10 protein-coding genes and 1 pseudogene are annotated in these 14,237 nt (G+C 60.6%); 4 read left to right on the forward strand and 7 right to left on the reverse strand.

Annotation, left to right across the window (positions count from 1 at the left end; all coding sequences use genetic code 11):
- Positions 1-6: 6 nt before the first annotated feature.
- Positions 7-1,524 carry a nitric oxide reductase transcriptional regulator NorR gene (norR, locus tag AO268_RS08545; RefSeq protein WP_099168438.1) on the reverse strand — a complete coding sequence of 506 codons (1,518 nt, stop codon included), beginning with the start codon at positions 1,522-1,524 and terminating at the stop codon, positions 7-9.
- 178 nt (positions 1,525-1,702) lie between these two features.
- On the opposite strand from norR, the pseudogene AO268_RS08550 reads away from it, so the two are divergent.
- Positions 1,703-2,152, forward strand: a pseudogene (locus AO268_RS08550) (hemerythrin domain-containing protein); the annotation flags it as partial.
- 37 nt (positions 2,153-2,189) lie between these two features.
- Here AO268_RS08550 and AO268_RS08555 read toward each other — a convergent pair.
- Positions 2,190-2,621 carry a hypothetical protein gene (locus AO268_RS08555; RefSeq protein WP_076960732.1) on the reverse strand — a complete coding sequence of 144 codons (432 nt, stop codon included), beginning with the start codon at positions 2,619-2,621 and terminating at the stop codon, positions 2,190-2,192.
- A 10-nt stretch (positions 2,622-2,631) separates the two neighbouring features.
- On the reverse strand, positions 2,632-3,819 hold the full coding sequence (locus AO268_RS08560) for an NnrS family protein (protein WP_076960731.1): 1,188 nt from the start codon (positions 3,817-3,819) through the stop codon (positions 2,632-2,634).
- A 495-nt stretch (positions 3,820-4,314) separates the two neighbouring features.
- Between AO268_RS08560 and AO268_RS08570 the strand changes: the two genes are divergently transcribed.
- Positions 4,315-5,034 (forward strand): Crp/Fnr family transcriptional regulator, encoded by a 720-nt coding sequence (locus AO268_RS08570; protein WP_099168428.1) that lies wholly within the window; start codon positions 4,315-4,317, stop codon positions 5,032-5,034.
- Entirely contained in the window at positions 5,031-5,231 is a 201-nt protein-coding gene (locus AO268_RS08575; protein WP_099168429.1) for a protein DnrP, read from the forward strand. The genes AO268_RS08570 and AO268_RS08575 overlap by 4 nt, the downstream gene beginning before the upstream one ends.
- On the opposite strand, the gene AO268_RS08580 is transcribed toward AO268_RS08575, so the two are convergent.
- The 4 genes from AO268_RS08580 to AO268_RS08595 form a co-directional block, all read right to left on the reverse strand.
- Complete coding sequence (locus AO268_RS08580; protein WP_099168430.1) at positions 5,225-7,066, reverse strand: nitric oxide reductase activation protein NorD; 1,842 nt, start codon at positions 7,064-7,066, stop codon at positions 5,225-5,227. The two genes, AO268_RS08575 and AO268_RS08580, sit on opposite strands and share 7 nt — an antisense overlap.
- 72 nt (positions 7,067-7,138) lie before the next feature.
- Complete coding sequence (locus tag AO268_RS08585; RefSeq protein ID WP_076960726.1) at positions 7,139-8,560, reverse strand: cbb3-type cytochrome c oxidase subunit I; 1,422 nt, start codon at positions 8,558-8,560, stop codon at positions 7,139-7,141.
- A gap of 3 nt (positions 8,561-8,563) precedes the next feature.
- A complete protein-coding gene (locus tag AO268_RS08590) occupies positions 8,564-9,004 on the reverse strand; it encodes a c-type cytochrome (protein WP_029294425.1) in 441 nt (146 codons plus the stop codon).
- Between the two features lie 202 nt (positions 9,005-9,206).
- The gene (locus tag AO268_RS08595) at positions 9,207-12,956 is read right to left on the reverse strand and encodes a hypothetical protein (protein ID WP_141562799.1); all 3,750 of its coding nucleotides are present in this window, start codon (positions 12,954-12,956) and stop codon (positions 9,207-9,209) included.
- 457 nt (positions 12,957-13,413) lie between these two features.
- Between AO268_RS08595 and AO268_RS08600 the strand changes: the two genes are divergently transcribed.
- A partial coding sequence (locus tag AO268_RS08600; protein ID WP_099168432.1) for a ribonucleotide-diphosphate reductase subunit beta occupies positions 13,414-14,237 on the forward strand: 824 nt, incomplete at its 3' end.

The raw sequence follows: 14,237 nt of genomic DNA on the forward strand, positions 1-14,237 counted from the left end.
GCCCGGCTACTTGAGCCCCAGGCGCCGCGCCAGTTTGTGCAGGTTGCTGGAGTCCAGGCCGAGCATGCGCGCAGCGCTGGCCCAGTTATCGCCGGACAGGCTCAACGCCTGGCGCACCTTCTGGCGCTGGCAGTCATCCACCGCATCGCTCAAGCTCTGGAACGCCGGCGCCGGCACTTCAGGCACAGGGGCCTGGGCCAAGGTGGCGCTGTCGAGATCCAGCAGCTCGGCTTCCAGGGTCATGATCTGGTTGCGATTGCCGCCACGGCTCAACTGCTTGAGGGCAGCGCGGCTGATCACATGTTCCAGCTCGCGCACATTGCCCGGCCAGGCATAACCAAGCAGGGCCTGCTCCGCCGCCGGTGACAGGCGCAAGCCGCGCAGGCCCAGGCGCGCGCGGTTGAGCTCCAGGAAGTGCCCGGCCAGCAGCAGCACATCGTGGCCGCGCTCGCGCAGCGCCGGGATCGGCACCGGGTACACCGACAGCCGGTGGTACAGGTCGGCGCGAAACAGCCCTTGGCGAATGCTCTCGGGCAGGTGGCGGTTGGTGGCAGCGATGATCCGCACATCCACATGCAATGGCTTGTCGGCGCCCAGGCGCTGGATCTCACCGTTCTGCAAGGTACGCAGCAGTTTGGCCTGCACACTCAGCGGCAGCTCGCCCACTTCATCGAGAAACAACGTGCCGCCGTTGGCCGCATCAAAACGCCCGGCGCGGTCGCTGGTGGCGCCGGAAAACGCGCCTTTGACATGCCCGAACAACTCACTCTCGGCCAACGACTCCGGCAGCGCCGCGCAGTTGACCTGCACCAGCGGCTTTTTACTGCGCCGCGACAGGCGATGCAGGCGGCGGGCGAACAGCTCCTTGCCCACCCCGGTTTCGCCAAGCAGCAGCACCGGCAGATCTGAGCCGGCGAGTACATCCAGTTCGTTGAGCAGTTGATGCAGCACCGGGCTCTGGCCGAGGATTTCGCCGTCTTCGACGCTGGGCGAGCCCGCCACCGGCTCGCTGCGCGACAGGCGCAGGCTGCGGTTTTCCTGCTCCAGCCGCGTGACCCGCACCGCGGCTTCGATCTGCAAGGTGCAGCGCTTGAGTTGCTCGCGGGCATTGGCATCGAAGGTCCCGGCATGCAGCGCATCCAGGGTAATCGCGCCCCAGGGCCGGCCTTCGACGAACAGGCTCACGCCCATGCAGTCATGCACGGGCAGCGGTTCGCCGACCTGGGTATCGAGTAACCCGTCATACGGGTCCGGCAGGCGGCTGTCGGGCTCGAACCAGGTCGGCTCGCGGGACGCCATGATCGCCGCCAGCCGCGGGTGCTGGGCAATCAAAAAACGCCGGCCGAGGGCCTCATGCACCAGCCCCACCGTGGCCACCGGGCGCAGGCTGTCGTCGCCATCCAGACGCAACAGGCCCACGGCGCCGCTATGGAAATATTCGCGCAGGGTTTGCACCAGGCGTTGCAGGCGCACCGCGTTGGGCAATTCGACAATCAGATCGGCCGACAGACTTTCACGCAACATGGTCATTACTACCCTTGGATGGTCGGTTCTACCGTGCAGCATCAGGGTGATCCTGACCACTACAAAAAATTAATCGCTTTTTTTCAATGACTTGTCGATGGCACAAGGCATGCAATCACCGGCCTATCTGTTCACTTGATGAGGAAACCCGATGAACGCCATCGTCCCGGACAGCCTGCCCCAGGCGCAACTGATCGAGCATTTGCTGCAGCGTTACCATGCCCGCCACCGCGAGCAACTGCCGGAACTGATCCGCCTGGCCAGCCGTGTGGAGCAGGTCCACGGCCATCACCTGGCCTGCCCCAATGGCCTGGCCGACCTGCTGCGGGATATCGAACAGGAACTGGAGGGCCATATGCTCAAGGAGGAACAGGTGCTGTTCCCGATGCTGCAAATGGGCATGGGCCCCCAGGCCGCGCCGCCGATCCAGGTCATGCGCTTTGAACACGAGCAACATAATCAGGCCCTGGAGCAGTTGCTGGCGCTGACCAATCACATCCAGCCGCCCAACGACGCGTGCAATACCTGGCGCGCCCTGTATCAAGGGCTGGAAGTGTTTCATGGGGACTTGCTGGAGCATATTCATCTGGAAAACGACGTGTTGTTTGTACGTGCGCTAACAGCCTAACCCTCCCAAGGAGCGAGCTTGCTCGCTCCACAGGGGGTCAGCGCAGCATCAGCTTGGCCAGGATCACGATCAGCACCATATGCCCAAGGATGCTGCGACGGATCCACACTGCCCGCAACGGGCTCAGGCGCTTTTGCGTCAGCCAGTACGCCAGCAACAGGTAATGCCCGATGATGCTCAGCGCCAATACGATCTTCAGGCTCAACAGCGCGGAAAAATGACTGGCCCAGGGCGCGCCCAGCACGCCGCGGTAGTGCCAGGCCAGGCCGATGCCCGCGCCATACAACAGCAGCACCACGCCATGCAGCACCTGCCGCGAACGCCGGGCAATGGCTTGCTCGCTGGTGAACTGCGCCGACCAGGCCAGTTCTTCGCGGGCGCGGTGCCAGATAAAAACCTCGAAGAACAGCGTGCCGATAAAGGCGATGGCCGCCAATAGATGCACAATCAATAACCACGAATAGAGCATTGCCGTTCTCCTAGCCCGGATGGCCGTCAACCCGCGCGCGCCACAGCATTGGGGCATAGCGCCATAGATACAGGCCCAAGCCCAGGGTCCAGCACAGGCCCGCCAGCCACAGCGCGGCATACGGCCAGACCAGCACCAACAGCACCCGGCTCAGGCAGGCCAGGTTCAACAGCGCAAAAGCCAGGGGCATGCCCTTGGGTGGCGTCAGCGGCCGGCCGGTATGGCCCAGGCTGACCCGGGCGATCATCGCCAGGATCAACCCGCCCATCGCCCCCACCGTCAGCGCATGCACCGCCAGGCTCGGGTTCAGCGGCGCGCCGAAATGCCACAGCGCCATGCCCAGGCAGGCCACGGCCAGCCAGGCATAGGCCAGGTGCAGCGACCACAGCAGCGGCACGCGCCACAAGCCACGGTCGTGCCAACGTACCAGGCGCAGCAGATGACCGAGCCCCAGCAAGCCAAACAGCAGGCCCACCCACAGGCTGGCGGTTAATGCCAGGCCGCTGGCGTACAACAGCGCCACCCCTGCCGAGCCGCCCAGCAACAGGTGATCCAGCCACGGCCAGGGCTTCACCGCCTCGGTGCGCCCCAGGCCACGCTGGGTGAAAAACGGAATCACCCGGCCACCGATCAACCCCATCATCGCCGCCACCAGCCACAACCCGCTCAACACCGCCTGGCGCTGCCAGCCTTCATCTGCGCGCAGCAAGCCATACAGGGACAGGCCATCGGCCAGGGTCAACAGCAGCAGGACCAGCACAATCGGGTAGTTGCGTTGTTGCCGCACTTTCCACAGGGTCCAGCCCATCAGCCCGGCGACCGCCAGAGGAAAGCTCAGCTCCAGCACAGCCAGCAGCGGCCACGGCAGGTTGAACAGCCAGGCCAGGCGTGCGGCCAGCCATACCCCGGCCAGCACCGCCAGGGGCATGCCGCTGATGCCGGGGCGGCCGGTCCAGGTCTGCACCGCCGTCAGCAGGAACCCGCCGATGATTGCCAGGGCAAAACCGAACAGCAGCTCATGGCGATGCCACGCCAGCCAACCACCCGCCGGCTGCCAGCCCGCATCGCCGGCCAGGGCCAGCAGCCACAGGGGAATCGCCAGCAGCGCCAACAGGCAGCCACCGAGGAAAAATGGCCGGAAAGCCAGGCGAAACAACGGGGTAATCGACATAGCCTTGCGTCGATCCAGCACTTGCATACCACCACTCCTCAAGTCATTGCCGGCCCGATCATCCGGGATTGCCCGCGTCCGGCCCTTGTCGCAGATCAAGCAGGGCTTCTGGGCGGCGCAATATCCTGGGGGGCCGTTGCAGAAATAGCGTTGCAAGGGCCGGGCCGCCCCCCCTGTGGGAGCTGGCTTGCCTGCGATGCAAACACCTCGGTCTAGCGGTTAAACCGCAGCGATGCCATCGCAGGCAAGCCAGCTCCCACAGGGGATTGGCGTTGCCTATGAGGGTTTAAATGACCATTAGAGGGTTAAAAGAACCCTTAAAGGCGAGGTCATTTTGACCCTTAAGGCGCTACAGCCCAGGCTTTACACGGCCCGCGCCTTGGCCCAGCTCTTGCTCTACCCGGTTATCCCTTATTACTGCCCCCACGGAGTCACCATGAAAAAAGTCATCCAGCCCCTGGCCTGGTTCGTGATCCTCGGTTCGATGATGGCAGCGGCCAGTGGCCTGTCGTTGTGGCTTGTATGATCCCGTCCCTGACCTGCTCCAAGGATGCACCCCGGGTTTTGCACCGCGTGCATCATCAGATCCTGCGCAGCCATCACCTGTTCGAGCCGCTCAACGAAGAGCAGATGGATGAGTTGATGGCCAGCAGTCAGTTGCTGAGTGTCGACAAGGGCGAGCCGCTGTTTCGCCAAGGCGAGCCGGCCGATGGCTTTTACTTTGTGATTGCCGGCGCGGTGAAGATCTATCGCCTGACCCCGGACGGCCAGGAAAAGGTCTTTGAAGTGATCGGCGAGCGGCAGACCTTCGCCGAGGCGATGATGCTGATGGACACCCCCAACTACGTGGCCTGCGCCGAGGCGGTGTGCCCCACACAGTTGTATCGCCTGTCCAACGCCACGTATATGCGCCTGCTCCACACCAACAGCCGCCTGACCTTCGCCCTGCTGGGCAAGCTGTGTGTGCGTCTGCACCAGCGGGTCAACGAGATCGAGACCCTGTCCCTGAAAAACGCCACCCACCGCGTGGTGCGCTACCTGCTGACGCAACGGGTGCGCCTGCACAGTGCCGACAGTTCGTTCGAGCTGCCCATGGCCAAGCAGTTGATCGCCGGGCACCTGTCGATCCAGCCGGAGACGTTCTCGCGGATCATCCGCCGGCTGATCGATGAAAAAATCATCACCCAGGACGGTCGCCAGATCGCTATTCTCGACCGCCTGCGCCTGGAGCAATTTGAATGAGCGCGGTGCGGGTCTGCCTGTACTGCCAGCATGCCAACCCGCCGACGCACGCCGCCTGCGAACGCTGCGCCATGCCCCTGCCCGCTTCCACCGCCAGCCTTGAGGCGCGGCGGCTCAAGCGCTTCCAATGGTTCTGCCTGGGGCTGGCCGTGTTCTGCATCACGATGTTCTTCTGGCTGCCCCGGGACTTCTACTGATCTTCGGTCAACTGCCGGTACAGCTGCGGCAAGCGTAGCGGCAGTTGCTCCGGCTGACGGATCAGGGTGTAGCCGTGGGCGCCGAACATGTACGGCAGGTAGTCCGCAGCCTGTTTGTCGATGGTGATGCAGAACGGCACCAGGCCCTGGCGCCGCGCTTCTAGCACGGCCTGGCGGGTGTCCTCCACGCCATAGCGGCCCTCGTACAGGTCCAGGTCGTTGGGCTTGCCATCGGTCACAATCAACAGCAGTTTGCGCCGTTGTTTACAGGCGCCCAGGGTCTGGGTGGCCTGGCGGATAGCGGCGCCCATGCGTGTGTAGTAACCCGGTTTCAGGCCCTGGATGCAGCCACGGGTGTGGTCGTCGTAGGGTTGCTGGAATGACTTGAGCTGTTGCAGGCGCACCTGCTGGCGACGCAGGGACGAAAAACCATACAAGGCAAATGCATCGCCCAGGCCCGCCAGGCTCTCGCCAAACAGCAGCAGGCTGTCGCGGATCACGTCGATGACCTTTTGCGTATCGTTCAAATGGGCGTCGGTGGACATCGACAAATCGGCCAGCAGCAAACAGGCCAAGTCACGCCGGGTGCGGCGCTGCTCCTTGAACAGGCCGCGCTCGGCGCATGCGCCGTGTTGGCGCTCGACATGAAAATCCAGCCATGCCTGCAGGTCCAGTTCCGCGCCCTGGGGTTGTTGGCGTAGCCATTGGCGGTCGGTGCGCAGTTGCTGGAACTGGCGACGTAACCGCGCAGCCTGGGGCCGCAGGCGCGCCGGCAGCGGCTGGGGCGCGCTGTGGCGGGGTTGCATCAGTTGCAGGTTGACGAAGTTGGCTTGCAGGCATTGCTGGCGGTAGTCCCATTCGGGCAGCTTGATGCCGTCGCCCAGGGGGATATCGTCGACGTCGGCCGGGGGCAGATCCAGGTGCAACTTGAGCCCGCCGCTCTTGCGCACGCGCTGGCGCGACAGGCTCAACTGGTCGAGGTCTTCGGCGACCCGCGCGGCCTCTTCGTCTTCGGAGTCATCGGCCCAACGGTCCAGATCGACATGCTCGGTCCAACTGAACAGGTTTTCCAGGCGCACCACCAACAGGCCGCCGTCGCGGCTATTGTCGTCGACCCGGTTGGCCTGCTTGGGCGCGCCCTGTTGTTCGCCGGGGCGGGTTGCCAGGTCGTCGCCCTCGTCGTCCTGGTCTGCGGCCTGCGGGCTGTGCAGGTGCAAGGGCGGATACAGCCACAGCGGCAACGGCCAGGCGGCGCGCTCGCTGCGGGGTAACTGGCGGATGCTGCCGGGTTCGCGCAGGGCCTGGCGCAAGGCCTTTTCCACGGCGGCTTCGGCGGGGTTGAGGATGGCGGGATCGGGGCGCAATTGCAGGTGGGCCTCCACCAGGCGCTGATAGCTGGGGAGCATGGCCGGGTAGCGCTGCAACAGTTGCCAGGTCCAGCGCTGGTTGTCCCGGGCCCAGTGGGTCATCGGCCCGGCGTGCGCGGCCAGCAGCGCCAGCCAGCGGTACAGCTCCAGGTTCAGGGCCACCGTGGGAAACACCGCCAGGCTGGCCGGCAGGCGCAGGCGATGACCATCGCACGAGGCCAGCGGCGCCTGGCGGCAGGTGCCGGCGATGCGCATCAACAGGTTGCGCCGCAGCAGCAGGTCGCGCTCGCTGGCGGCTTCCACCGCTATCCCGTGGGCGCCGCCCAGGGCGCGGAACAACAGGGCCAGACTGCGCTGGCGGTCGGCCAGATCGACCCGCGCCTCGGGGAAGTCGGCACTGGCGCGGCGCGTGATAAAGCGGTGCCAGACACTGCCGACCCACTCTTCCAACTCAAGGGTAAAGGCCATGTGAAGTGCTCCAGACGTAAAACGGCCCGCAGTACCTGCCGGGCCGCCCTCTTGGGGATTAACGTTGACCGCTCAAGCTGTCACGGGCACGGCAGAGTCCAAGCCCTTGCCCCGCTGCCGGAAGCTCCACAGGTAGCAGAGCAGGCCCAGCAGGAACACCACGCCACTGGCCAGTCGTGCCCAGAACAGCAGGGCCAGGTGGTCCATGGTGGCCATGAACGGCAGCGCCACACCGTCCACCTGCCAGCGTTGCAACCAGACCTGCACGGCACCGGCGGCGGTGAGGAACAGGGTGATCATCACCATCGACAGGACCATCATCCAGAAGCCCCAGATCTCCAAAGTTTGCGAGCGTGCATCCGGTGCTTCACCGATACCGCGCAGGCGGGGCATGGCGTAGCTGATCAGGGTCATGACGATCATGGCGTAGGCGCCGAAGAACGCCAGGTGGCCGTGGGCGGCGGTCAGTTGGGTACCGTGGGTATAGAAGTTGACCGGTGCCAGAGTATGGAGGAAGCCCCAGACCCCGGCGCCGAAGAACGCGGTGACCGTGGTGCCCTTGGCCCACAACGTGGCCGCCCGGTTCGGGTGCTGGCGCCGGCGCTGTTTGACCATGGTGAAGGCAAACATCACCATCGCCAGGAACGGCAGGGGCTCCAGGGCCGAGAAGATCGAACCGACCCACAACCACACCTCGGGCGCACCGATCCAGAAGAAGTGGTGGCCGGTGCCGATGATCCCGGTGATCAGGGCCATGGCGATGATCACGTACAACCATTTTTCCACGACCTCACGGTCGACGCCGGTGACCTTGATCAGCACAAAGGCGAGCATCGAGCCCATGATCAGCTCCCACACGCCTTCGACCCAAAGATGCACCACCCACCACCAGTAGAATTTGTCCCGCGCCAGGTTGCCGGGGTTGTAGAACGAGAACAGGAAGAACACCGCCAGGCCAATCAGCCCGGTCATCATCACCATGCTCACCGTGGTCTTGCGGCCCTTGAGCAGGGTCATGCCGATGTTGTAGAGAAAGCCCAGGCACACGACCACGATGCCCATCTTGGTGATGGTCGGCTGCTCGAGGAATTCACGGCCCATGGTCGGCAGCAGTTCGTTGTGGGTCAACTTGGCCAGGGCCGCATAGGGCACCAGCAAGTAGCCGAGGATGGTCAACACGCCGGCGGCGGCAAACACCCAAAACAACAGGATCGCCAGCTTGGGGCTGTGCAATTCGCGGTCGGCCTCCTCCGGCACCAGGTAGTAGGCGGCGCCCATAAACCCGAACAGCAGCCAGACGATCAGCAGGTTGGTGTGGACCATCCGCGCCACGTTGAAGGGGATCAGCGGGAACAGGAAGTCGCCGACCACGTATTGCAGGCCCATGATCAAACCGAACAGCACCTGGCCCAGGAACAGGATCAGGGCGAATACAAAGTAGGGTTTGGCCACGGCCTGGGATTGGAATTTCAGATATGGATTGACGGTACGCATCCCTCAGCCCTCCTTGTTTGGCGGCCAGCCGTTGGTGTTGATCTTCGAGCTCCATTTGAGGAACTCGGCCATATCGTCCACCTCCTGGTCGCTGAGGTTGAATTGCGGCATCGCGCGCCGGCCGGGCACGCCCAAGGGTTGCATCTTCATCCAGGCGTGCAGGAATGGCTTGAACGCTTCCTCGCCACCCCGGCGGTTGAACACATTGCCCAGCTCCGGCGCAAAGTACGCGCCCTCGCCCAGCAAGGTGTGGCAGCCAACGCAGTTATTGCGCTCCCAGACGCCCTTGCCGCGCACTACGGATTCGGTGAGTAGCTCCTGATTACTGCGAGAGGGAAAGGTTTGTTCGGTGTGGTAGGTCAGGGCCAGGAAGATCAGGAAGAAGAACACGCTTCCTCCAAAGTAGATATTCCTGGCCATGCCCTTGGTGAAGGTCTCTGACATGGTCGCTTCCTCATTGCTTGGCAGGGACCATGATAGAAAGCCGGGGGGTAAAACCTGCTTGATGGCGATCAAGAAATGCCGATGGTTTTGCTCAGGTATTGGGGTTGGGGTACAGCCTGCGCGTACCCCTGTCGTCAGGCTTCAGCGGTGCGCAACAGCACAAGCGCCAATCGCTGGAGAAGCTGACAGACCAGTGCCCCCGTCAGCCTTCCCCAACCTTGAGCCGCTGGATCTGTGGCGTACCCGTAGATGAGCCATTCTTGCGCGGGTCAATGACGCTCAGCATTACCCTGTCGCTGGTGATGAATACCGGCCGTGACTTGCCTTGATCTTGCGGGTCATTGGAAAAAGCCCCTTTAAACTCGACAGATCGGCGTTGCTCGGGTGAGCCGCCGTTCAAGGTCAGCTTCAGATCCCCGGAGGGGGTCACATGCCAGTCCGAGATTTCGGCGTCGGTGTAGTCCAGTTGAACGGAGCTGCCCTCCGGGTCGTCAATATGAACGCTGCCTGACCCCTTGTTGATGATGTAAGTATTGCTACCGCCTTCACCGATCACCCGGGCCCCACCATTGATAACGACGACATCAGCCCCCTTGCCTGTGCGGGCAATGTCCTCGCGGCCATTGAGGGTCAGTAAATTATTCTGGTCGTCACCTTGAACATAACTTTCGCCGTTCTTCACAGTGGTTACATTGGAAAAGTTCTGCACACTGGCGATTTTTTTCACCCCCAAGGTATTGGAATTTTCGGTTTTTACCGAGACGGTGGAGTCTTTTAGATTAATGACATGCCCTACGTAGCTGGCACTTTCTTTCTTCCCAGCGTCGTCGCGTGGCGAACTTAACTCTCCAGAAAAAACCAGGGTATTACGTCCCTCTCCACCCTCCAGGGATATTTGTCTGGGACTGAAAGTTTTGTCTCCGGTCTTCTCGACCTCACGCGCCCGCTCCAGTGTCTGGCGCGCATCGGCATTCATGACCACCGTATCGTCAGCGCGCCCGCCACTGACAACCTTTTTGCCGGCTCCCAGCAGGAAGACGTTGGGTTTGTTTTCCACCCCTCTTACATAATCGTCCCCACCCCCCAGGTCCCATAACGTGGCTTTTCCATCACCCAACTCGCCTTCAACCTGTTTGACCGGTTTGCCGTTCAATGATGCATAGCTTTCATCCACGCCTACCTGGTCATTGCCATCGTGGACGGTCACCGACGGAACCTTGCCGGGTATTGGAATCAGATTCAGCAGCCAGGTGACCGGCGAAAACCAGACTCTGGGTGTCAGTGGGACGTTGCCGTCCACTTGCTTGACCTCAACCTGCGACGAACCGTAGACCACCCGTTCAAAGTTGTGCTTTCCATCACCGCTCAGGAACGCTTTATAGCGACTTTGGCGTTGCTCATCGATTTCGTTGGTGTATTGGGTTTGCAAGTAAGGCTTGAGCACATCAAATCCGGGCTCCAGGCCCAGGAACGCCCTCACCCCGGTGACGGCCTTTTGTTCGCCAGTCAGCGGTGTGACCTTATCCAGGTCTTCCACGCTACGAACAGAGTGGTAAATCATTTGGCTCATCATGAGCGTCCCTGCCACGGCCAGGCCTATCGGCCCTGCCGAGGTCGCCCCCATCATGAATGCGGCGCCCAACGTTACCGAGGTTGCAGCGTTGGCCACCGAAAACGCACCGTCAACATAGTGATCCTGGGCTTCAGTACCGCTGCTTTTACTGGCTTTTTTAAACGAATCGACAGCACTGTAGATATCAAAGGGCAGGCTGATCGCCGTGCCCGCCCCCGTGCCGACCTTGCCAATCAGTTGCCCAACACTCGACGCTTTAAATCCCATGATCGAAGGTGCAGCCTTTTGAATGACACTTTGCCCCAACTTGTTGAGCGACGCCCCAATCGCGTCCCCGCCATATTGGGCCGCGACAGCGCCCAAACTGATACTGCCTTGAGTCACGTCTCCCTTCTGAAACGACTCAATCGCGCTGCGCAGCCCCTGAAATGTACTGAATGCCTGGAAGCCCAAGCCGGCAGCCCGCGTTTTTCCAAACTTGTCCACGCCACCTGAATCAAAGAAATTCGCAGGCATCGGTTGTTTAGTGCGAACCATCTCTTGAATCTGAGCAGAAACTTTGTGCACTTGCTGCATCTGTTTTTCAAAGTTGTCAGGCATCTTTGAAACTTCGGTACTGGGGATCAGCGGTCCAGCGGACGGCTCACGATGAATCGCAATTTCAAAGAACAGCTTGGTTGCCTGGTCATTGAGCCGCACATCACCGGAACCGGACCATGCCTTGAAACGCGCAAAATCAATTTGCAGGTTAGTGGCCAACAGCTTGCCATTCGGGTCACCTGCCGGCTGGGTTTCTATCGGCTTGCCGTGGATATTGATGCCCATTTTGTAGAGATCGACGCGACTGATATCCAGGGTGCCGATACGTATCGGCGGCTGGCTATCATCGAGAGCCTGAAGGCGCTGCACTTCCCCCGTCTTGCTGATGACCGTGGGTGTACCCAACGTGGCCAGAGGCGCACCCGCCTGGTTTGGGGCAAACAACTGGCGATCGCGCTGCATTTGTCTATCGATGTACGGAAAACCAGGAGGCGGGGTTGCTTCAGCGAGGGTGCGCACTAATTTTTGCTCAAGCCCCTGCATGCTGCCAATGTACGGGGAGCCCGGGTACTGTTTTATAAAGCCCTGAACAGTTTTCAATGAGTCGAAAGTGGCGTGATACTGGGCCATGCCTTTTTTGGCATGTATGTTGTCCACACTTTCCAGAACATTTTGATAAACCGCAGCTTCCATACCCACAATGGGCTTTGAGTGTTTTCTAAAATCAGCCGAGGAAGGTAGGCGTGTACTATCAACTACTTTTATCGTATCAAGATCGGCCAAGGGGGCATTATAGGCCAGTTGCACCCGGGTGGATGTCGGTCCAATTCCAGAAATATGGTCTGGTTTGAATACGCTGAACCTGTACTTGGGGTTATCCAAATCGTTGTTGTATGGCACAATTAATTTTTTCAGATCGGGATCGGTAAAGATTTTCTTCATTGCGCTTTCAAATGCCTTGGCAGAAGAAGACCTGACCAAGCCAATATTGGGGTCGGCGTAGTAATAGGTCCGTTTACCGTCCGCTCCCGCCGTCACCCCTGCCGATATACGATGCCCCTTGGCCGAGATAAGCAACGTCGTTGGGGCGGGGGCTTTTAGGATCTGCGATACAATCGTCTTGTAAGACCCGAGCCTGTCAGTGGCCGGATCATGTGCCTTGTCGGCATACCCGGCGTACTTCTGGGCCCTGGCGATCACAGCAAAAAACGCTTGAGATTCAGGCGTGTCGGAAGAAGCAAGCGCCTGGTATATATTGCCCAAAAAAATATCAGCCTTGCCCTCTCTTGTCGCCAGGGACAGGAGGTGTGTTATGCCCGCACACTCTCCGCTGCTCGATTGGTTAATCATAGCGAGATAGTAACTTTGCGGCATGGGCGTCAACTTAGTTTCTTTACCCGATACCAATTCGGAAAATACCGAAACCCTTTCTTGAGTCATTATAATCGTGCGTCTTTCCGCCAAGTGCTTCAGCATGCCTAATTGCTCATCAGTCACACCTGGCTTTAATGCCATTTTATAAAACTGGGAACTACTCATCGAATCTGAATAACCAGCAGGCAGAGGCACTGACCCCGGTGAGTTATACCCTCGCATATACGCCTCTCGGCCCTGACCCTGTTTGACAGCTTCTACTTTTGAAAAAAAATCATCTGCACTGCCCATTTCAGGAACCGCCATCGCCGGTGTATCCCTACGTACACGGTGCCTCTCTGGCACATCGTTGTGCGTCGACAGTTGCCCCTGTGCGGGTTTTTCATGGGACGTTGGATGGCGGTTTTGAGCTGGGTCATTGGGTCTAACAAACGACAGAGTATTGGGCAGGGACGGCAGGCGCATAATCACTCCAGCTAACAGGTTGGGTTTGCTCAATATCCTTTTATTTGAAGGGCTCCTAAGTGAGAAACCTAGCACCAGCCCCAACACTGTCATGACAGACAAATCCGGGAAAAAACCTCAAGGTGTTACCAAATGCAGCTCTCCCTCACCACAGGTTTTCGACGGCATTTTTATGCACCTGGAAGGTACTTTCGGTGTCTTCCTGGGTGGCTGGGCGGATCAGTAGATTTTTCACCCCTTTGAGATTCCGAGCGGGCCAATAAACCCAGGCGTTATCGCTGATCTTGCGTCGGGCAGCGACCGAAGACCGCACATCTTGTGCGTTGACCAACTTTCCCACACACCATATAGTGTGCCCACACACGAAACCGACCACTACATAGTGTGCGATGCCGGTAATTATCAAGCTTTTGGACGGCTTCACACGCCGTCAGAACAGACCAGGAAGGAGTATTTCATGCTGAGTTGGGATGAAGCCGACAACGAAGACACCGGTGCAGCCGTGATCCGTGGCGCCAACGCCGGCCACGCCACCGAAGCCAACATGGACCGCCTCGACGGTGCCGGCGCCGCTGCCGCCCTCGAAGCCCGCGCCGTCACCGCCAATGCCTCCGCCGCCATCGTGCGCGCCAAGGCCGCCCTGGACAAACTCGACATCGCCGAAGGCCTGGCCGAACTCGAAGGCGCCGCCGCCCGTGTCGCTGTTGACGAAAAGCGCATGATCAACTGCCGCGCCGACCTCAACCAACTCGTCCCCTTCAAATACGACTGGGCCTGGCAGAAATACCTCGACGGCTGCGCCAACCACTGGATGCCGCAAGAGGTCAACATGACCGCCGACATCGCCCTGTGGAAAAACCCCGAAGGCCTGACCGACGACGAACGTCGCATCGTCATGCGCAACCTGGGCTTCTTCTCCACCGCCGATTCCCTGGTGGCCAACAACCTGGTGCTGGCCGTGTACCGCCTGATCACCAACCCGGAGTGCCGCCAGTACATCCTGCGCCAGGCCTTCGAAGAGGCGATCCACACCCACGCCTACCAGTACTGCATCGAATCGCTGGCCATGGATGAAGGCGAGATCTTCAACATGTACCACGAGATTCCATCGGTCGCCAAAAAGGCCGCCTGGGGCCTGAAATACACGCGCTCGATCTCCGATCCGAAGTTCGAGACCGGTACCGTCGACACCGACAAGGAACTGCTGCGCAACCTGGTCGCCTACTACTGCGTCCTGGAAGGCATCTTCTTCTATTGCGGCTTCACCCAGATCCTGTCCAT

It is taken from the genome of Pseudomonas sp. ICMP 8385 (genome assembly GCF_002699915.1).
GTDB classification, from domain to species: domain Bacteria; phylum Pseudomonadota; class Gammaproteobacteria; order Pseudomonadales; family Pseudomonadaceae; genus Aquipseudomonas; species Aquipseudomonas gessardii.

What these genes read in the sequence shown, in the direction of transcription:
- AO268_RS08555 (WP_076960732.1), bottom strand. Translation starts at nt 2,621, where the DNA reads ATGCTCTATTCGTGGTTATTGATTGTGCATCTATTGGCGGCCATCGCC.
- AO268_RS08590 (WP_029294425.1), bottom strand. Translation starts at nt 9,004, where the DNA reads ATGTCAGAGACCTTCACCAAGGGCATGGCCAGGAATATCTACTTTGGA.
- AO268_RS08575 (WP_099168429.1), top strand. Translation starts at nt 5,031, where the DNA reads ATGAGCGCGGTGCGGGTCTGCCTGTACTGCCAGCATGCCAACCCGCCG.
- AO268_RS08585 (WP_076960726.1), bottom strand. Translation starts at nt 8,560, where the DNA reads ATGCGTACCGTCAATCCATATCTGAAATTCCAATCCCAGGCCGTGGCC.
- AO268_RS08580 (WP_099168430.1), bottom strand. Translation starts at nt 7,066, where the DNA reads ATGGCCTTTACCCTTGAGTTGGAAGAGTGGGTCGGCAGTGTCTGGCAC.
- AO268_RS08595 (WP_141562799.1), bottom strand. Translation starts at nt 12,956, where the DNA reads ATGCGCCTGCCGTCCCTGCCCAATACTCTGTCGTTTGTTAGACCCAAT.
- norR (WP_099168438.1), bottom strand. Translation starts at nt 1,524, where the DNA reads ATGTTGCGTGAAAGTCTGTCGGCCGATCTGATTGTCGAATTGCCCAAC.
- AO268_RS08560 (WP_076960731.1), bottom strand. Translation starts at nt 3,819, where the DNA reads ATGCAAGTGCTGGATCGACGCAAGGCTATGTCGATTACCCCGTTGTTT.
- AO268_RS08570 (WP_099168428.1), top strand. Translation starts at nt 4,315, where the DNA reads ATGATCCCGTCCCTGACCTGCTCCAAGGATGCACCCCGGGTTTTGCAC.